At 68.5% G+C, this 16,733-nt stretch carries 20 protein-coding genes; 18 read left to right on the top strand and 2 right to left on the bottom strand.

The genetic code is table 11. The features are described from left to right. The first annotated feature begins 32 nt into the window (after window positions 1-32). From proC to ERC79_RS06915, 5 genes are all read left to right on the top strand, one after another. The gene (proC, locus tag ERC79_RS06935) at window positions 33-848 is read left to right on the top strand and encodes a pyrroline-5-carboxylate reductase (RefSeq protein ID WP_131576873.1); all 816 of its coding nucleotides are present in this window, start codon (window positions 33-35) and stop codon (window positions 846-848) included. Window positions 849-985: 137 nt separating this feature from the next. Next, on the top strand, window positions 986-1,228 hold the full coding sequence (locus tag ERC79_RS06930) for a helix-turn-helix domain-containing protein (RefSeq protein ID WP_131576871.1): 243 nt from the start codon (window positions 986-988) through the stop codon (window positions 1,226-1,228). A gap of 197 nt (window positions 1,229-1,425) precedes the next feature. Further along, entirely contained in the window at window positions 1,426-1,527 is a 102-nt protein-coding gene (locus ERC79_RS06925) for an AURKAIP1/COX24 domain-containing protein (protein WP_003402602.1), read from the top strand. A gap of 176 nt (window positions 1,528-1,703) precedes the next feature. After that, complete coding sequence (locus ERC79_RS06920) at window positions 1,704-2,783, top strand: NAD-dependent epimerase/dehydratase family protein (protein WP_131576869.1); 1,080 nt, start codon at window positions 1,704-1,706, stop codon at window positions 2,781-2,783. Then, window positions 2,780-3,808: a lysophospholipid acyltransferase family protein gene (locus ERC79_RS06915; RefSeq protein ID WP_131576867.1), complete on the top strand. Its 1,029-nt coding sequence runs from the start codon at window positions 2,780-2,782 to the stop codon at window positions 3,806-3,808. The genes ERC79_RS06920 and ERC79_RS06915 overlap by 4 nt, the downstream gene beginning before the upstream one ends. Here ERC79_RS06915 and ERC79_RS06910 read toward each other — a convergent pair. After that, window positions 3,766-4,848: an HAD-IB family hydrolase gene (locus tag ERC79_RS06910; protein ID WP_131576865.1), complete on the bottom strand. Its 1,083-nt coding sequence runs from the start codon at window positions 4,846-4,848 to the stop codon at window positions 3,766-3,768. The genes ERC79_RS06915 and ERC79_RS06910 overlap by 43 nt on opposite strands. Before the next feature lie 181 nt (window positions 4,849-5,029). Here ERC79_RS06910 and ERC79_RS06905 point away from each other — a divergent pair, with 181 nt between their 5' ends. The 13 genes from ERC79_RS06905 (at window position 5,030) to ERC79_RS06845 (ending at window position 16,014) form a co-directional block, all read left to right on the top strand. Then, window positions 5,030-5,293 carry a glutaredoxin family protein gene (locus ERC79_RS06905; RefSeq protein WP_131576863.1) on the top strand — a complete coding sequence of 88 codons (264 nt, stop codon included), beginning with the start codon at window positions 5,030-5,032 and terminating at the stop codon, window positions 5,291-5,293. A gap of 207 nt (window positions 5,294-5,500) precedes the next feature. Beyond that, the gene (locus tag ERC79_RS06900; RefSeq protein WP_207390437.1) at window positions 5,501-6,298 is read left to right on the top strand and encodes a redox-sensing transcriptional repressor Rex; all 798 of its coding nucleotides are present in this window, start codon (window positions 5,501-5,503) and stop codon (window positions 6,296-6,298) included. Next, complete coding sequence (locus tag ERC79_RS06895; RefSeq protein ID WP_131576860.1) at window positions 6,295-7,665, top strand: glutamyl-tRNA reductase; 1,371 nt, start codon at window positions 6,295-6,297, stop codon at window positions 7,663-7,665. Before ERC79_RS06900 ends, ERC79_RS06895 begins: the two co-directional genes overlap by 4 nt. Then, window positions 7,662-8,666 carry a hydroxymethylbilane synthase gene (gene hemC, locus ERC79_RS06890; protein ID WP_131576858.1) on the top strand — a complete coding sequence of 335 codons (1,005 nt, stop codon included), beginning with the start codon at window positions 7,662-7,664 and terminating at the stop codon, window positions 8,664-8,666. Before ERC79_RS06895 ends, hemC begins: the two co-directional genes overlap by 4 nt. Before the next feature lie 72 nt (window positions 8,667-8,738). Continuing rightward, window positions 8,739-10,304, top strand: coding sequence for a bifunctional uroporphyrinogen-III C-methyltransferase/uroporphyrinogen-III synthase (locus ERC79_RS06885; RefSeq protein ID WP_131576856.1), 1,566 nt, complete (start codon window positions 8,739-8,741; stop codon window positions 10,302-10,304). 76 nt (window positions 10,305-10,380) lie between these two features. Further along, the gene (gene hemB / locus ERC79_RS06880) at window positions 10,381-11,370 is read left to right on the top strand and encodes a porphobilinogen synthase (protein WP_131576854.1); all 990 of its coding nucleotides are present in this window, start codon (window positions 10,381-10,383) and stop codon (window positions 11,368-11,370) included. Beyond that, entirely contained in the window at window positions 11,367-11,939 is a 573-nt protein-coding gene (locus ERC79_RS06875) for a hypothetical protein (RefSeq protein WP_242676761.1), read from the top strand. Before hemB ends, ERC79_RS06875 begins: the two co-directional genes overlap by 4 nt. 233 nt (window positions 11,940-12,172) lie before the next feature. Further along, on the top strand, window positions 12,173-12,595 hold the full coding sequence (locus ERC79_RS06870; protein ID WP_131576852.1) for a hypothetical protein: 423 nt from the start codon (window positions 12,173-12,175) through the stop codon (window positions 12,593-12,595). Beyond that, window positions 12,564-13,073 carry a hypothetical protein gene (locus tag ERC79_RS06865; RefSeq protein ID WP_242676760.1) on the top strand — a complete coding sequence of 170 codons (510 nt, stop codon included), beginning with the start codon at window positions 12,564-12,566 and terminating at the stop codon, window positions 13,071-13,073. The genes ERC79_RS06870 and ERC79_RS06865 overlap by 32 nt, the downstream gene beginning before the upstream one ends. Next, a complete protein-coding gene (locus ERC79_RS06860; protein WP_131576849.1) occupies window positions 13,070-13,327 on the top strand; it encodes a hypothetical protein in 258 nt (85 codons plus the stop codon). Before ERC79_RS06865 ends, ERC79_RS06860 begins: the two co-directional genes overlap by 4 nt. A gap of 5 nt (window positions 13,328-13,332) precedes the next feature. Continuing rightward, the gene (locus ERC79_RS06855) at window positions 13,333-13,614 is read left to right on the top strand and encodes a metal-sensitive transcriptional regulator (RefSeq protein ID WP_131576847.1); all 282 of its coding nucleotides are present in this window, start codon (window positions 13,333-13,335) and stop codon (window positions 13,612-13,614) included. Between the two features lie 34 nt (window positions 13,615-13,648). After that, window positions 13,649-13,852 (top strand): heavy-metal-associated domain-containing protein, encoded by a 204-nt coding sequence (locus ERC79_RS06850; RefSeq protein ID WP_131576846.1) that lies wholly within the window; start codon window positions 13,649-13,651, stop codon window positions 13,850-13,852. 41 nt (window positions 13,853-13,893) lie between these two features. After that, window positions 13,894-16,014, top strand: coding sequence for a heavy metal translocating P-type ATPase (locus ERC79_RS06845; protein WP_207390494.1), 2,121 nt, complete (start codon window positions 13,894-13,896; stop codon window positions 16,012-16,014). Between the two features lie 9 nt (window positions 16,015-16,023). Here ERC79_RS06845 and ERC79_RS06840 read toward each other — a convergent pair whose 3' ends face one another. Continuing rightward, complete coding sequence (locus tag ERC79_RS06840; protein WP_207390493.1) at window positions 16,024-16,656, bottom strand: SUMF1/EgtB/PvdO family nonheme iron enzyme; 633 nt, start codon at window positions 16,654-16,656, stop codon at window positions 16,024-16,026. Window positions 16,657-16,733 lie beyond the last annotated feature (77 nt).

Genomic DNA, 16,733 nt, shown 5'->3' with positions numbered 1-16,733 from the left:
TGCCGAATTCTCGTCGTGGCAGGCTTGTTGCCATGACGAGAATTGCGGTGATCGGTGGCGGCAAGATCGGCGAGGCGCTGATCTCTGGACTGTTGCAGGGCGGCCACGCCACCCGGGACCTCGTGGTGGCCGAGCAGTACGAGCCACGTGCTGCCGAGCTGGCGTCCACCTATTCCATCCGGGTCACCACGATCGCGGATGCGGCCGACGGCGCCGATGTGATCGTCATCGCCGTCAAGCCGGCCGACGTCGAGTCGGTGATGGCCGTGCTCGCTACCGTAGATCTCGACGGCGAACAGGAGCAGGTACTGGTCTCGCTGGCCGCCGGCATCCCGACGGTGAGGTACGAGGTGAAGCTGCCGGCCGGCTTCCCTGTCGTGCGGGTCATGCCGAACACGCCGATGCTGGTCGGCCTGGGCGCCAGCGTCATCGCACCCGGTCGCCACGTCAAGCCCGAACACCTGGACTTGGTGCGCGGCATCCTCGCGACCGTCGGCACCGTCAGCATCGTGCCGGAGTCGCAGATCGATGCGGTCACGGCCGTCTCAGGCTCCGGACCTGCGTACTTCTTCCTCACGGTGGAGGCGATGGTCGACGCCGGTGTAGCGCTGGGACTGACCCGGGCCACTGCCACCGAGCTCGTCGTGCAGACGATGGTCGGATCGGCGGCGATGCTGGCCCAGTCCGGCGAGAGCGCCACCGAGCTGCGGGCCGCGGTGACGTCGCCGGGTGGAACCACCGCTGCAGCGCTGCGTGAACTCGAACGCAACGGCCTGCGGTCGGCGTTCCACGACGCGCTCGCGGCCGCGCGGAACCGGTCTGCGGAGCTGGGCGCGGCGTCGGAGTAGATCGCAGTTGTCGATCTTGTTTGCAACACCCGTCGCATCAATCCCACTGGTCCCGCTAAGCTCGTGTCAGCACGTGCGTGTCTGTTCCGCCGGAGGGGAAGCCGGCGGCGCGACATGTGCCGGAGGTAATTGGATAGATGGCATCCATCGACAAGCCCGACAAGCCCTCCAAAGGGCCTGCAGAAGGGCAACCCGGCCTGGCCGGGACGCAGTTCCTCACGGTTGCAGAGGTTGCAACGCTGATGAGGGTTTCGAAGATGACGGTGTATCGGCTCGTGCACAGTGGCGAGCTGCCTGCTGTTCGTGTGGGGCGGTCATTCCGCGTCCACGCGAAAGCTGTACACGACTATCTGGAGACCTCGTATTTCAATGCCGGCTGACCAGCCGGAATGAAAAGGGTGAGCCTGGTTTTTCTCTAGCGCACCCGTCCCGGTACGATCATTAGTCGTCGTACCAGCCAGCCGGTGTCGTCAGGCGCTGCGCTAGTGACAACGAGGCCTTCAAGCGCCAGATGAAGACACAGGCGTACGTGACCGGCGTGCGCTGAACGCTAGAGAAGAACGTGAGGGAATCCACCATGGGTTCAGTGATCAAGAAGCGCCGCAAGCGCATGTCGAAGAAGAAGCACCGCAAGCTGCTTCGTCGTACGCGGGTGCAGCGTAGGAAGCTCGGCAAGTAAGCTTTGCGCTTGGATGCCCGTCCCCTCTCCGAGGTGGCGGGCATTCGGGTACCAGGGGGAAGTCGCGTTGCCCGAACCGCCGGTGTTGCCGATGTGTAAAAGGCTCGCGCAGAACTGTTGTGCCGTCCCGCAGATTCGTTAGGCTCCCCGTGGGGCGATTTGGACTGGGGGCGCGGATGAGTCTTGACGAACGGGGTGTGCAGCCACCGAAGGTGGTGCTGGTGACAGGTGCCAGCCGGTTCCCGGGTGGATTCCTCGTGGCCCGGCTCGCCCAGGACCCGGCCATCGAGCGGGTCGTCGCCGTCGACGCCGTTTCGCCCAGCAAGGACATGATGCGGCGGATGGGCCGTGCCGAATTCGTCCGCGCGGATATTCGAAATCCACTCATCGGCAAGGTCATTCGCGGCGCCGAGGTGGATACCGTGGTGCACGCGGCCACCGTCGCTCAGGCCCCGAAGTCCGGCAGCCGCGCGGCGATGAAGGACATGAACGTCATCGGGGCGATGCAGCTGTTTGCGGTGTGCCAGAAGTCGCCGACCGTGCGCAAGGTGGTGCTTCGGTCCGCGTCCGCGGTGTACGGCGGCAGTCCCAAGGATCCGGCCAAGTTCACCGAGGAAATGGGGGCGCGGCGCCCGCCGCAGGGGGCATGGGCACGCGACTGCATCGAAATCGAGGGCTATGCCCGCGGGCTCGGACGCCGGCGGCCGGACATCGCGGTGTCGATCCTGCGGCTTGCGCCGCTGATGGGACCGCACCTGCACGGCTGGGTGGCCCGCTATCTCACGTCGCCGCTCGTCCCCAGCATCTTCGGCCGGGATGCGCGTATGCAGCTGTTGCACGAGGAGGACGCGCTGGCAGCGCTCGCCCTCGCTACGGTCGCCGGACCGGCCGGGACGTTCAACGTCGCCGGGGACGGCATGGTGATGATGTCGCAGGCGATCCGGAGGGCCGGCCGCATCGAGGTCCTGATGCCGTTTGCGCTCTTCCGTAGCGCCGGACGCGCACTGATGGGTTCGCAGATGCGGTCCTTCACCCGCGAGCAGCTCGATTACTTCCACTTCGGCTGCGGATTGGATACCACCCGTATGCGCACCGAGCTGGGCTTCGAACCGCGGTGGACGACGGTGCAGGCGCTCGACGACTTCGTGCGCGGGACCGGGCTGAACCGGGTGATCCGACCGGAATGGGTGGACTCGGCCGAATCGGCCGCGCTCTCGCTCGTGGGTGCGGCCGGCGAGAACAGGGGGCAGCAGTGAACGAGGTGGCGAAGGTGATTCCGTTGCACGGTGGCACGGGCACCCGCCCGGCGCGCAACCGTCCGGCCGGTCGACATTCGTCCGTCTCGTACACCGACCGGTCGCGGTCCACGCCACAACCCGAACCCCCGAACGAGGATCGTCTGGACGAGCAGTCGGGCTCACCGCTCGACGGTCTCCGTTCCCGCGTCGCAGATCAGGTCGCGGGTGTGGCCGGATTCCTGCGGCGTCGGCTCGCCGGCGACTACGAGGTCGACGATTTCGGGTACGACCCACACTTTGCCGACGCGGTGTTCCTGCCCGCGCTGCGACCGCTCTTCGAGAAGTGGTTCCGTGTCGAGACTCGCGGCGTCGAGAACATTCCCGAGCAGGGCGGCGCGCTGGTGGTGGCCAACCATGCCGGTGTGATCCCGCTCGATGCCCTGATGACGTCGGTCGCGGTGCACGACCATCACCCGCAGCAGCGGGCATTGCGAATGCTCGCTGCAGACCTGGCCTTCGAGATGCCGGTGGTCGGCAACATCGCCCGTAAAGCCGGCCACACGCTGGCCTGCCACCCCGACGCCGAACGGTTGCTGCGTAGTGGGGAGGTCGCTGCAGTGTTCCCCGAGGGCTTCAAGGGGATCGGGAAGCCGTTCACCGAGCGTTACAAGCTGCAGCGGTTCGGCCGTGGCGGGTTCGTCTCCGCCGCGATGCGGGCCGGCGTGCCGATCATCCCTTGCTCGATTGTCGGATCCGAGGAGATCTACCCGAAGATCGGTGACATCGCCCCGCTCGCTCGACTGCTGGGCATGCCGTACTTCCCCGTGACGCCGCTGTTCCCGCACCTGGGGCCGCTGGGGCTCGTGCCGCTGCCGTCGAAGTGGTACATCGAGTTCGGCGCCCCGATCCACACTGACACCTATGACGTCGCCGAGGCGGACGATCCGATGGTGCTGTTCGAGGTCACCGACCACGTCCGCGAGACCATCCAGCAGACCCTCTACCGCCTGCTGGCGCAGCGGCGCAACGTCTTCATGGGCTGACGCCGCTGCGGCGCCTCGGTCGGGACCCGCTCGCGGCGACGGCTGAGGATTGCCCCCACCGCTCCGCCGACGGCTCCGAGCAGCAGCGCCGTCGGCACGCCGATCTGTGCGGCCTTACGTCCGGTGCGGAAGTCGCGTACCTCCCAGCCGCGGGTCTTCGCGAGCTCGCGAAGGTCGGCATCCGGGTTGACGGCCACCGCGGTGCCGACCAGCGACAGCATCGGGACGTCGTTGTAGCTGTCGGAGTATGCGGTGCAGCGTTTGAGATTGAGCCCCTCACGGACCGCGAGCGTCCGTACGGCGTGGGCTTTGCCGAGGCCGTGCAGGATATCGCCGACGAGACGGCCGGTGAAGACGCCGTCCTTGCTTTCGGCGACGGTGCCCAGCGCCCCGCTGAGCCCGAGGCGCTTCGCGATGACCTGGGCCAGCTCTACCGGTGTCGCGGTCACGAGCCACACCTGCTGGCCGGCATCGAGATGCATCTGCGCCAGCGCGCGGGTGCCGTCCCAGATCTTGTCGGCGATCACTTCGTCGTAGATCTCCTCGCCGAGTCGGGCGAGTTCGGCGGTGGAGCGTCCGGCTACGAACGAGAGCGCCTTCTCTCGGCCCTCGGCGACATCGTCGCTGTTCTCCTTGCCGGTGACCCGGAACTTGATCTGTTTCCATGCGAAGTCGACCAGGTCGGAAGTCCTGAGGTACTTGCGAGCGGCGAGTCCGCGGGCGAAGTGAATGATCGACGCGCCCTGCACCATCGTGTTGTCGACGTCGAAGAAGGCAGCTGCGGTCAGATCACTCGGCACCGCGGGTTCGGCGGGCGGCTCGGCAGTCTCGGGTTCCTCACCCTCGAGCGCGGCGGCTTCGAGCGCGGCAGCCTCCTGAAGAGCGAGCGCGGCGTCGGCGCTCGCCTCGCCGGCGAGGTTCGCGCGCAGCTCGGCTTCGCTCGGGCCCAGCAGATTCCGGATCCGGCGCCGACCCGGGCGCAGAATCCCGGACAGCCCCACACCGAATCCAGCGCCGTTCGGCAGTGATCGCCCAGGCACTCGCACCTCCCGCGTCGCAGATACCCCTGGCTCACCCTAGCCCGCGCGGTGGGGTGCATTCCGATGGATCCGGGCTCCTCCCGCGGGGTGTGATGTTCGTCTCCAAACGGAACGGTTCGGAACCCGGGGGAAGGGCGACGGCGCGGGTCGCCTCGCCCGACCCTGGGGGACACTGGTGTACATGGATCAGCCGCGAAACCGGATCACCCTTCTCACGCGCGCCGGTTGCGGCGCGTGCGTCCCCGCGCGGGAACTGCTCGAGGCGATCTGCGTCGAGTTCGAACTCGAACTGACCTGCACCGACGTCGACGAGGCCGCGGCCACCGACCCCGATCTGCGGGCCGAGTATGGGGACCGGCTGCCCGTCGTCCTCCTGGACGGACGCGAGCACAGCTACTGGGAGGTCGACGAGGAACGACTGCGCGCGGACCTCGCCGTGAGCTGAGTTCGTCCCACCGGTCGCCGGGCCGGTCGAGGAGTGGGAGAGGTCACCCCGCCCCGTCGCGGCGGTCGCTTTGCAGGTGAGAGCACGTCCGGCAGCGGTTGAGCAACTTTGTGCATGGCTTCACAAGCGGTTACCGTGGTGTGAACAAAAGCCCCGGACCACTGCGAAGGCCGGGGTACACGGCCGGCCGGACTAGGAGCCATCGACGTGACCGAACAGCACCAGGCGCAAGGGCCCGTGGCCCACGACGTCACCGGGGCTGATTCGACCACCGCTGCCGCGCCCACCGCGCCAGCCCTGCAGCACCGGGATATCCCTCAGGCTACGGTGACCCGTCTGGCCACCTATCTGCGGGTCCTCGGATTGCTCGCTGACGAGGGCACGATCATCGTCTCCAGTGAGGAGCTCGCGACCGCGTCGGGCGTCGGTTCCGCGAAGCTCCGCAAGGACCTTTCCTTCCTCGGGCCCAACGGTGTTCGCGGTGTCGGCTACGACGTCACCCGGCTGCGCGCCCGCATCGAGTCCGCGCTCGGTCTCGATCGTGGACATCGGGTCGTGCTCGTCGGTGTCGGCAATCTCGGCCGCGCGCTCGCCGGCTACGGAGGGTTCGATCGCCGCGGGTTCTCCATGGTGGGCCTGTTCGACAACGATGCGGCACTGGTCGGTTCCCGGGTCGGTGGGCTGGACGTGCGGAACGTGACCGAACTCGAGGACGCCTGCCGCGAACTCGAGGCCACGATCGGCGTCATCTCGACCCCGGACGACGCCGCGCAGGCCGTGTGCGACCTCCTGGTGCGCGCCGGACTGCGGTGCATCCTGAGCTTCTCGCCACTCGCCCTCGAGATTCCCGACCACGTAGAGATGCGTCGAGTCGACCTCGCGATGGAGATGCAGGTGCTTTCCTTCAACATGGCGCGTAACGAGGAACAGTTTCCCCAGCAGGTTGCCGCTGCGTCCGCGGCGGCCGGTGCCACGACCAGAAATGGACCGGTGATCAGACCGTGAGTGTGCTCCTCGTCGGGATCTCGCACCGAAGCGCTCCCGTGTCGATCCTCGAGCGGATCGCGGTGACCGACACCGACCGCCCGAAGCTGACGGACAAGATGCTCGCCTCGGCGCACATCTCCGAGGCGATGATCGTCTCGACGTGCAACCGCATCGAGATCTACGCCGTCGTCGACGCCTTCCACGGTGCGCTCACCGAGCTAGGTGAGCTTCTCGCCGGCCACTCGGGTCTCGATCTCGCCGAATTGCACAAGCACGTCTACGTCCGTTACAGCGAGGCTGCGGCCGAGCATCTGTTCGTGGTCGCGAGCGGGCTCGATTCGATGGTGATCGGTGAGCAGCAGATTCTCGGGCAGATCCGCTCCGCATACGCGGCGGCCGATGCCCAGCAGGCGGCCGGCCGGGCACTGCACGAGCTGGCCCAGCAGGCGCTGCGGGTCGGCAAGCGGGTGCACTCGGAGACCGGAATCGACGCCGCCGGTGCCTCGGTGGTGTCGGTGGCGCTCGATCGCGCCGCCGGGATCCTCGGCGGCGGGCTCGCCGGGCGTACCGCGGTCGTCCTCGGCGCCGGTGCGATGGGTGGTCTGTCGGTTGCGCATCTGACCCGCGCCGGGATCGGGCGGATCCTCGTGGTCAACCGCACCCGGGAGCGGGCTGAGCATCTTGCGGCCACTGCCGTCGGTAACGGCATCGATGCCGTCGCAATGGGATTCGACGACGTGTCGGACGCGATGGCGCAGGCCGACGTGCTCGTCACCTGTACCGGTGCGGTCGGCTCCGTCGTCACCCTCGCTGACACCCACCGCGCGCTGGCCCAGAAGGGTCGCGAGTCGGGCCGCCCGCTCGTGATCTGCGACCTGGGTCTGCCCCGCGACGTCGAACCCGCTGTCGCCGGCCTGCCCGAGGTGGTCGTGCTCGACATGGAAGCCCTGCAACGCGATCCGGCCGCCGGCGCTGCCGCGTCCGACGCGGATGCCGCGCGCGAGATCGTCGCCGCCGAGCTCGCCCAGTACCTTGCTGCCCAGCGGCTCGCCGAGATCACTCCCACCGTAACGGCGCTGCGCCAGCGCGCTGCCGAGGTGGTCGAGGCGGAACTGCTGCGGCTCGACTCGCGACTGCCCGGTCTGGACGATCCGCAGCGCGACGAGGTGGCCCGCACGGTCCGCCGCGTGGTCGACAAACTTCTGCACGCCCCGACGGTGCGGGTCAAGCAACTCGCGTCCACACCGGGCGGCGACACCTACGCCGAGGCGCTGCGCGAGCTGTTCGAGCTGCGGCCCGGATCGGCCGAGGCCGTCGCGGCGCCGATCGATCTCGGTGATGTCGTCACCGGACACGCTGTTTCACGAAAGGATGCGCAGGCATGAGCACCGACGCGGCCTCGTCGCCGGTCACCGGCCTGAACGGGGACACGGCGACCCGCACCCTGCGGATCGGTACTCGGGGAAGCCTGTTGGCGACGACGCAGGCCGGCACGGTCCGGGACGCGTTGATTGCCGCCGGCCATCCCGCCGAGCTCGTGATCATCAAGACCAAGGGTGACGTCACTGCCGGACCGGTGCAGCGCATCGGCGTCGGCGTGTTCGTCGCCGAGTTGCGTGAGGCGCTCGCGGCCGGCGAGGTGGATGTCGCCGTCCACTCGTACAAGGACCTGCCAACCGCGCAGCCCGACGACCTGCTGATCGCGGCGGTCCCCACCCGTGAAGACCCGCGCGATGCGCTCGTCGCCCGCGACGGCCTGGTGCTCGGCGAGCTGCCGGCCGGATCCCGGATCGGCACGTCCGCGCCGCGGCGCCGCGCCCAGCTGCGCGCGCTCGGTCTGGGCCTCGAGATCGAGCCACTGCGCGGCAACATCGACACCCGTCTCGGCAAGGTGGCGTCCGGTGAGCTCGACGCCATCGTGATCGCCCGTGCGGGCCTGTCCCGTATCGGCCGGACCGACCGCATCACCGAGACACTCGATCCGGTCCAGATGCTGCCCGCGCCGTCGCAGGGCGCGCTCGCAGTCGAGTGCCGCACCGACCGCCCGGACCTGATCGCGTTGCTCGGCGAGCTGGACGACGCGCCCACACGGGCCGCGGTTGTCGCCGAGCGGGCCCTGCTGGCCGAGCTCGAGGCCGGTTGCACCGCCCCGGTCGGGGCAATTGCCGAGGTCGTCGAGTCGATCGACGATGACGGCCACGTATTCGAGGAACTGTCCGTGCGCGGCTGCGCCGCTGCGATCGACGGTTCGGATGTGATTCGGGCGTCCATAGTGGGATCGCCCGAGCGTGCGGACGAGTTGGGACGCGCGGTGGCGCGCGAATTGCTCGAGCTCGGCGCACGCGATCTGATGACGATTGCCGAGGACGGTGATGCCGATGTTTGACGTGCTTGACCTCCACAGGCCCGATTTTGCAGATATTTCCTATCGACATGAGACCGCACTGGAGAACTACCGATGAGCCGAGTCCGCAAGAACACCCCCGGACGGATCCTCTTTGTGGGATCGGGGCCCGGTGATCCGGCGCTGCTCACCGTCCGCGCACGGGACGTGCTCGCTTCGGCGGCGCTGGCATTCACCGACCCCGACGTAGACAAGGGCGTGACCGCTCTCGTCGGCACCGCGCTGGGCCGGGATCCGGAGACCGACGAGCCGATCGCCGAGGTCCGGCCCGCCCTCGGTGAGCCCGCCGAGGTCGCCAAGACGCTGGTCGCCGAGGCCAAGAACGGCCACGACGTGGTTCGTCTCGTTTCGGGTGATCCACTGACCACCGATTCCGTCATTGCCGAGGTTTCGGCCGTGGCCCGCACCCAGGTGGTGTTCGAGGTGCTCCCTGGTCTGCCCTCCGGCTCTGCGGTGCCCAGCTACGCAGGTATGGCGCTCGGCTCGGGTCACACCGAGGCGGACGTGCGCGGCGAGGTCGACTGGGCGGCGCTGGCCGCGGCCCCCGGCCCGCTGGTGCTGCATGCGAGCGCCGCGCATCTCGCCGAGACCGCGAGTGCGCTGGTCGAGAACGGGCTGGCCCCGCAGACACCGGCCGCGATCACCGTCCGCGGCACCACACGCCAGCAGCGCACTGTCGAGGCCACCCTCGCGACGCTCAACGACGTCGGCTCCGAACTGGTCGGCCCGCTGATCGTGACGGTCGGCAAGATCGTCGCACAGCGCAACAAGATGTCGTGGTGGGAGTCCCGCGCGCTGTACGGCTGGACCGTGCTGGTTCCGCGCACCAAGGATCAGGCCGCCGATATGAGTGATCGTCTCGTGACGCACGGCGCGATCCCGATCGAGGTTCCGACAATCGCCGTCGAGCCACCGCGTAGCCCGGCGCAGATGGAGCGTTCGGTCAAGGGCCTGGTCGACGGCCGCTACCAATGGGTGGTGTTCACCTCCACCAATGCGGTGCGCGCCGTATGGGAGAAGTTCGAGGCCTTCGGGCTCGATGCGCGTGCGTTCTCCGGTGTGAAGATCGCTTGTGTCGGGGAGGCCACTGCCGCCAAGGTCCGCTCGTTCGGCATCACGCCCGAGCTGGTGCCGTCGGGCGAGCAGTCCAGTGAGGGCCTGCTCGCCGACTTCCCGCCGTACGACGACGTCTTCGACCCCGTCAACCGCGTCCTGCTGCCCCGCGCCGATATCGCCACCGAGACCCTCGCGGAGGGCCTGCGCGAACGCGGCTGGGAAATCGACGACGTCACCGCGTACCGCACCGTGCGGGCGGCGCCGCCGCCGGCCGAGACCCGCGAGATGATCAAGACCGGCGGCTTCGACGCCGTGTGCTTCACCTCGTCGTCGACCGTGCGCAACCTCGTCGGCATCGCCGGTAAGCCGCATGCCCGCACTATCGTCGCGTGTATCGGACCCAAGACTGCGGAGACGGCGATCGAGTTCGGTCTGCGGGTCGACGTCCAGCCGGAGACAGCGCAGATGGGCCCGCTCGTCGAGGCACTCGCCGAGCACGCCGCCCGACTGCGCGCCGAGGGTGCGCTGCCCCCGCCGCGTAAGAAGTCCCGCGCGAGGCGCTGACGCACCCGTGCGCCTTTCCGGTGGCGGACACCACCACAAAGGCGCACATGCCCGACGAAGGAGGGCCCAGGTTCCCGTGTTTCCAGTTCACCGTCCCCGTCGACTGCGCGGTACTCCCGCGCTCCGCCGACTGGTTGCCGAGACATCGCTCGAGCCGCGTCATCTCGTGCTGCCGATGTTCGTAGCTGACGGCATCGACGAGCCGCGGCCGATTTCGTCGATGCCGGGCGTCGTCCAGCACACGCTCGACTCGCTGCGGAAGGCGGCGGCCGATGCTGTCGCGGCCGGTGTCGGCGGGCTCATGCTGTTCGGCGTGCCCCGCGAGGAGGACAAGGATCCGGAGGGTTCGGGTGCCACCGACCCGGACGGCATTCTCAACCGTGGCCTGGCCGGGTTGAAGGCCGAGCTCGGTGACGCGACGGTGCTGATGGCCGACACGTGCCTGGACGAATTCACCTCGCACGGGCACTGCGGTGTGCTGGCGGAGTCCGAATCGGGGGGCGTCCGGGTCGACAACGACGCGACGCTCGCCAGGTATGTCGACATGGCGGTCGCGCAGGCCGACGCCGGCGCCCACCTGCTCGGACCCAGCGGCATGATGGATGGCCAGGTCGCTGCGATCCGCAAGGGGCTCGACGCCGCGGGCCACGTCGATGTGGGACAGCTCGCGTACTCGGCGAAATACGCGTCCGCGTTCTACGGGCCGTTCCGCGAGGCCGTCGGCTCGTCGCTCGAGGGTGATCGCCGCACCTACCAGCAGGATCCGGCCAACCGTCGTGAGTCGCTACTCGAGGTGGATCTGGACCTCGCTGAAGGCGCCGACGTGGTGATGGTCAAGCCGGCCATGTCGTACCTGGACGTACTGCGCGAGGTCGCCGACCGTTCGACCGTCCCCGTGGCCGCGTACCAGATCTCGGGGGAGTACGCGATGATCACCGCTGCGGCCCAGAACGGGTGGATCGACCGCGATGCCGCCGTCCTCGAATCGTTGCTGAGCATCCGCCGCGCGGGTGCCGACATCGTCCTGACCTACTGGGCCGCCGAGGCTGCGGGGTGGCTGTCGTGACCGATCAGTGGCCCGGCACGCCCGAAGGCATGCCGCAGTACCCGGCCGTGCCGCCGGTGCCGCCCGCCGGTCAGGACAAGCGGCCGGTGCCGACCGATGTCGTGACGGCGTTCCAGCTGTGGTTCGTAGTCGCGGCGCTCGGCATCGTGTATCTGGTCTCCGCGCTGGCTTTCGTGTACGGGGACCGGACCGCATTCGTCGACCAGCTGATGGACGAGGTGGCCAAGCAGCCCGATGTCGATCTCTCGCGTTCGCAGGCCGAGCAGCTCCTCGTGGTCGGGCTCGTGATCACGGGGATCTTCCTCAGCGTCGTGCTCACCGGTCTGCTGGCGCTGTTCGACTTCAAGATGCGCAAGGGCAAGAACTGGGCGCGGATGCTGCTCACGATGGTCGGGGTTTTCACCGTGTTCTCGGCGATTCCGACGGTGTTCGGGATCGGTGCTGCGACCGGACCGGCGGCCCTCGTCATGGGCGGTGCGGGGATCCTGCAGGCCGTCGCGGCGATCGGTGCGATCGTGCTGATGCACCGCAAGGAATCCAACGAGTACTTCCTGAACCCCGCGCGCTGACGATGCGGGGATTTCCCCCGACGCCAGGTATTGTGAGAAAGGTCACATGACCTAGGGGGTGGCGATGCGCGTCGAACATCGAGCCGGTGGGCGCCGGGAACTGCTGTGGTTTGCGTTGATCGCCCTGTTCGGCCTCGTGATGATGCTGTTGCTGATCGTTCCGGGCGTGCTCGCCGCGCCGTGAACCGCCCCGCTCGGCGGGCGCCACACCGCGATGACGCAGGATGGGGGGCGTGAGCGAGCGATCACCCCGACCGGTCTCGGTGGCCTACTGGATCTGGGTGCTGTGCGCGGCCCTGATGGTCCTGTTCGGGCTCCTGGCAGTGACAACCTCGGCGGACGCCATTCGTGGGCGCATGCCGGGCAGTTCGGGTGTCGATACGTTCATGTGGCTGTTGCGTGGAACGGGGGCGGCCTGGTTGGTGTTCGGCCTGGCGCTCGGCTTCCTGGCGGCGCCGGTGCGTGCGGGTGACCCGCGGCTGCGGACGGTGACCGTCGCGCTGTCCGGGGTGTTCGCCCTCGCCGCGATCGCGGCGGCGGTGATCGGCGTCGTCTCGCCGTTGCTCCTGGCCGTTCCGATATTGCTGCTGGTGGCGAGCGTTCTGGTGTATCGGGAGGGTGCACGTGAGTGGTTCGGTCGTGACCGGTCCGGATAGCCCCGAGGGGGCGTTGTTCTACGAGCCGGGTGGTCGGTGGCGCGTGGTTGCCTACGGTCCTGTGTTCTGTGTGATCGCGCTCGTCATCGAGCTGTTCACCGGACCGGTGGTGCACTGGTTCGCGCTCGCGCTGTTCGCTGCGATGCTTGCTGGAATCGTGTATGTACAGGTGGCGGCCGCGCGTCGGCACGTGAGCGTGCTGCTCACCGACACGACGCTGCGGCAGGGTGCCGAGGAACTGCCGCTGAGCGACATCGAGGCGATTCTGCCTGAGGCCGACTCGGATGCCGACGAACCGGAACGGTGGGAGAGTGCGCGCAGCCTCGGCGAATTGTCCGGGGTGCCGCGGCGGCGAACCGGGATCGGGTTGCGGCTGCGCGGCGGCTCGCTGGTGCAGGCGTGGGCCCGCGACGACGAGGTCCTGCGCGAGGAGTTGACCGCGGCGCTCGCGCGCGTGCACGGAGGGAAGTCGAGATGAATCGTCCGGTCGCGCCGATCGCCGAAGCGGTGGGGGTGCTCCTCGCGCTCGCGTTGGCGGGGTGGTGTGCGGCCCGTGGCGTGACGACGAGCGAGTTCGGGCCCATCGCGCCCGACGCGCCGTCATTCACCTCGGTGCACTACGTGGGATCGTGGATCACGGCGGCGTTCGCATCGGTGCTCGTCGCGGGATTGCTCGCGCTCGATATCGCGCGCAGACGCCGCTCCTGTCGGTACCCGCAGGGGGTATTATGAACGACATGAACGGATACAGCCCGCAGCAGGAGGACCTGCTCAAGCGTCTACGGCGCATCGAGGGTCAGGTGCAGGGCATCTCGCGCATGATCGCGGACGATCGCTACTGCATCGACGTGCTCACCCAGGTGTCGGCGGCGACGTCGGCACTGCAGTCCGTCTCGCTCAAGCTGCTCGAGGCGCACCTCGCCGGGTGTGTCGTCGAGGCGGCCAGGAAGGGCGGCCCGGAAGCCGACGCGAAGGTCAAGGAAGCATCCGACGCGATCGCGCGTCTGGTGAAGTCCTAGCAGGGGTGCGATCCTCGAGTACAGGAGATTTGCGATGGAGCACACCTACACCGTCAAGGGCATGACCTGCCAGCACTGCGCCGCCGCCGTCGCCGAGGAGATCGGCGAACTGTCCGGGGTCACCGGTGTCGACGTCGATGTCGAATCCGGACGGGTCGTGGTCCACAGCGACTCGCTGATGGACACGATCGCCGTCGCCGCTGCGGTCTCGGAAGCGGGTTACGAGCTGGTCCAGTGACCGTCACCGGGCTGCGTACTGTCGAATTGGACATCGGCGGGATGACGTGCGCGTCGTGCGCAGCCCGGATCGAACGCAGGCTCGGCAAGCTCGACGGCGTCGACGCGACCGTCAACTACGCCACCGAACAGGCGCATGTCCGTTTTCCGGAGTCGGTACCGACCCAGGACCTGATCGACGTGGTCGAGAAGGTCGGCTACACCGCGACGGTCGCAGCACCGGAGAAGCGCGCCGCGGAGGAGACCGGCGATCTACTCGGCGCTCGCCTGGTGGTCGCGATCGTCGCATCCGTGCCCGTGGTGCTGGTGTCGATGGTCCCGCCGCTGCAGTTCCACTACTGGCAGTGGGTGGCCTTCGCGCTCACCACGATCGTGGTGTTCTGGTGTGGGTACCCGTTCCACCGCGCCGCACTCGTCACCGCGCGTCACGGCATTTCCACCATGGACACGCTCGTCTCGCTCGGCACCCTCGCCGCGTACGGGTGGTCGCTGTGGGCGCTGGTCTTCGGCACCGCCGGGTTCATCGGCATGACCCACGAGTTCACCTTCCGTCCCGGTGCGCACGATGCTTCCGGGCAGATCTACCTCGAGGTTGCGGCCGGGGTCACCACGTTCCTGCTCGCCGGCCGGTATGCGGAGTCGCGCGCCAAGCGTCGATCCGGAGCGGCGCTGCGGGCGCTTCTCGCGGTGGGCGCCAAGGACGTTTCGATGCTGCGCGACGGCATCGAACAGCGGCTTCCGGTGTCGGCGTTACGGGTCGACGACGAGTTCGTGGTGCGACCGGGGGAGAAGATCGCCACCGACGGGCGCGTGGTCCGGGGCAGGTCCGCGATCGATACCTCGATGCTCACCGGCGAGTCGGTGCCGGTCGAGGTGGCGGAGGGCGACACCGTTGCCGGCGGCACGCTCAACACCGACGGGCTGCTCACCGTTCGCGCCGAACGCGTCGGAGCCGACACCCGGTTGGCGCACATCGCGAAGCTGGTCACCGAGGCGCAGAGCGGCAAGGCGCACGCGCAGCGGCTCGCGGACCGGGTGTCCGCCGTGTTCGTGCCGGTAGTGCTCGCGATCGCGGCGGTGACGCTCGCGGTGTGGTTGCTACTGGGACGGGAGGTCACCGAGGCGTTCACCGCGGCCGTCGCGGTGTTGATCGTGGCCTGCCCGTGCGCACTGGGCCTGGCGACACCGACGGCGCTGCTCGTGGGGACCGGGCGCGGGGCGCAGCTCGGCATACTCATCAAGGGACCGGAGGTGCTCGAGCAGACCCGCCGCATCGAGACCGTCGTGCTCGACAAGACCGGCACCGTCACCACCGGACGGATGGAACTCGAGCGGGTGGTCGCGGTGCTCGGTGTGGACCGCGACCATGTGCTCGCGCTCGCCGCCGCGGTGGAGTCGGGGTCGGAGCACCCGGTGGCGCAGGCGATCGTGCGTGCAGTACCCGGGGTGCTACCGGTGAGTGGGTTCGTCAACCGGCCCGGCATCGGGGTGGAGGGAGTGGTCGACGGTCACTCGGTGCAGGTGGGGCGAGCGACGGGCGCGATGCCGCCCGAGTTGCATGGCCTACTGCCGGACGGACTGACCTCGGTGATCGTGTCGTGGGACGGCGAGGTACGCGGTGCGCTCGTCGTCGCGGACGCCGTGAAACCGACCAGCGCCCAGGCAGTTCGGGAGATCCGGGCTCTGGGCATGACGCCGGTCCTGCTCACCGGCGACGCGGAGGCTGTCGCGCTCGCCGTGGCGCGGGAGGTCGGGATCGACCGGGTGATCGCGGATGTGTTGCCCGCTCAGAAGGCCGAGACGATTGCGCGGCTGCGGAAGGAGGGCGCCGTCGCGATGGTCGGAGACGGCGTCAACGACGCGGCCGCCCTCGCCACCGCCGACGTCGGGATCGCGATGGGCACCGGCGCCGACGCCGCGATAGAGGCCAGCGATCTGACTCTGGTGCGCGGCGACCTGCGGTCCGTGCCCGACGCGATCCGGCTGTCCAGGCGCACCCTCGGCACCATCAAGGGAAACCTGTTCTGGGCGTTCGCGTACAACGTGGCCGCGATTCCGCTCGCCGCGACCGGGCTGCTCAATCCGATGATCGCGGGTGCCGCGATGGCGCTGTCCTCACTGTTCGTGGTGGGAAACAGCCTGCGGCTGCGGCGGTTTCGGTGATCCTCCGGGTCACAGTGAGCGTGCCAGTCGGAAACCGAGGTCGTCGATGGCGAAGGTCGGATGGCTACGGCGGCGGCACGACGCCCCGCACCCCCGCGCCTCCTCGGCCCAGCTTCCGCCGCGGAACACCCGATAGGACCCGTACACCTCCGCGTCGTAGACGTCCCAGCACCACTCCCAGACGTTTCCCAGCATGTCCTGCAGACCCCATGGATTAGGCGCCTTCTGCCCGACTTCGTGCAGTGCTCCAGCGGAATTGTCTCGGTACCAGGCAATATCGTCGATCGGTCCGTATCGATATCCTGTGGTTCCCGCCTTGCAGGCGTACTGCCACTCGGCCTCGGACGGCAGCCGGTACCCGTCCGCGTCCCAGTTGCAGACGACATCCTGACCGTCGAACGAATAGCATTCCTGCAGTGCTGAGTCCCGCGACAGCCGATTGCAGAAGTCGATCGCATCGTTCCACGAGACGTTGACCACCGGTGTCGCGTCGCCGGGACGGGTGCCGATCGGCATGTGACCCGCATAGAGTGCGGTCGTGACGGGATGGCGGGCCAGCAGGAACTCTCGCACCGGCACCGTCCACTCGCTCTGCTTTCGGTCGTCCCGTAGTCGAACGTCTCCGGCCGGGATCCGCACCATCGTCCGATCGAGATGTCCGGCTGTCCTGCTCGACATGCCATCTCCTTGTCGGCGAATCGAGATTTCGTGCTCGACTG

It is taken from the genome of Rhodococcus sp. ABRD24 (genome assembly GCF_004328705.1).
Taxonomy (GTDB): Bacteria; Actinomycetota; Actinomycetes; order Mycobacteriales; family Mycobacteriaceae; genus Prescottella.
This window is presented reverse-complemented; position numbering and strand designations above follow the sequence as displayed.

Excerpts from the sequence above, each read along its gene's own strand:
- ERC79_RS06925 (WP_003402602.1), top strand. The coding sequence starts at position 1,426 with ATGGGTTCAGTGATCAAGAAGCGCCGCAAGCGCATGTCGAAGAAGAAG.
- ERC79_RS06905 (WP_131576863.1), top strand. The coding sequence starts at position 5,030 with ATGGATCAGCCGCGAAACCGGATCACCCTTCTCACGCGCGCCGGTTGC.
- ERC79_RS06920 (WP_131576869.1), top strand. The coding sequence starts at position 1,704 with ATGAGTCTTGACGAACGGGGTGTGCAGCCACCGAAGGTGGTGCTGGTG.
- ERC79_RS06850 (WP_131576846.1), top strand. The coding sequence starts at position 13,649 with ATGGAGCACACCTACACCGTCAAGGGCATGACCTGCCAGCACTGCGCC.
- ERC79_RS06855 (WP_131576847.1), top strand. The coding sequence starts at position 13,333 with ATGAACGGATACAGCCCGCAGCAGGAGGACCTGCTCAAGCGTCTACGG.
- proC (WP_131576873.1), top strand. The coding sequence starts at position 33 with ATGACGAGAATTGCGGTGATCGGTGGCGGCAAGATCGGCGAGGCGCTG.
- ERC79_RS06930 (WP_131576871.1), top strand. The coding sequence starts at position 986 with ATGGCATCCATCGACAAGCCCGACAAGCCCTCCAAAGGGCCTGCAGAA.
- ERC79_RS06845 (WP_207390494.1), top strand. The coding sequence starts at position 13,894 with ATGACGTGCGCGTCGTGCGCAGCCCGGATCGAACGCAGGCTCGGCAAG.
- ERC79_RS06860 (WP_131576849.1), top strand. The coding sequence starts at position 13,070 with ATGAATCGTCCGGTCGCGCCGATCGCCGAAGCGGTGGGGGTGCTCCTC.
- hemC (WP_131576858.1), top strand. The coding sequence starts at position 7,662 with ATGAGCACCGACGCGGCCTCGTCGCCGGTCACCGGCCTGAACGGGGAC.
- ERC79_RS06885 (WP_131576856.1), top strand. The coding sequence starts at position 8,739 with ATGAGCCGAGTCCGCAAGAACACCCCCGGACGGATCCTCTTTGTGGGA.
- ERC79_RS06840 (WP_207390493.1), bottom strand. The coding sequence starts at position 16,656 with ATGGTGCGGATCCCGGCCGGAGACGTTCGACTACGGGACGACCGAAAG.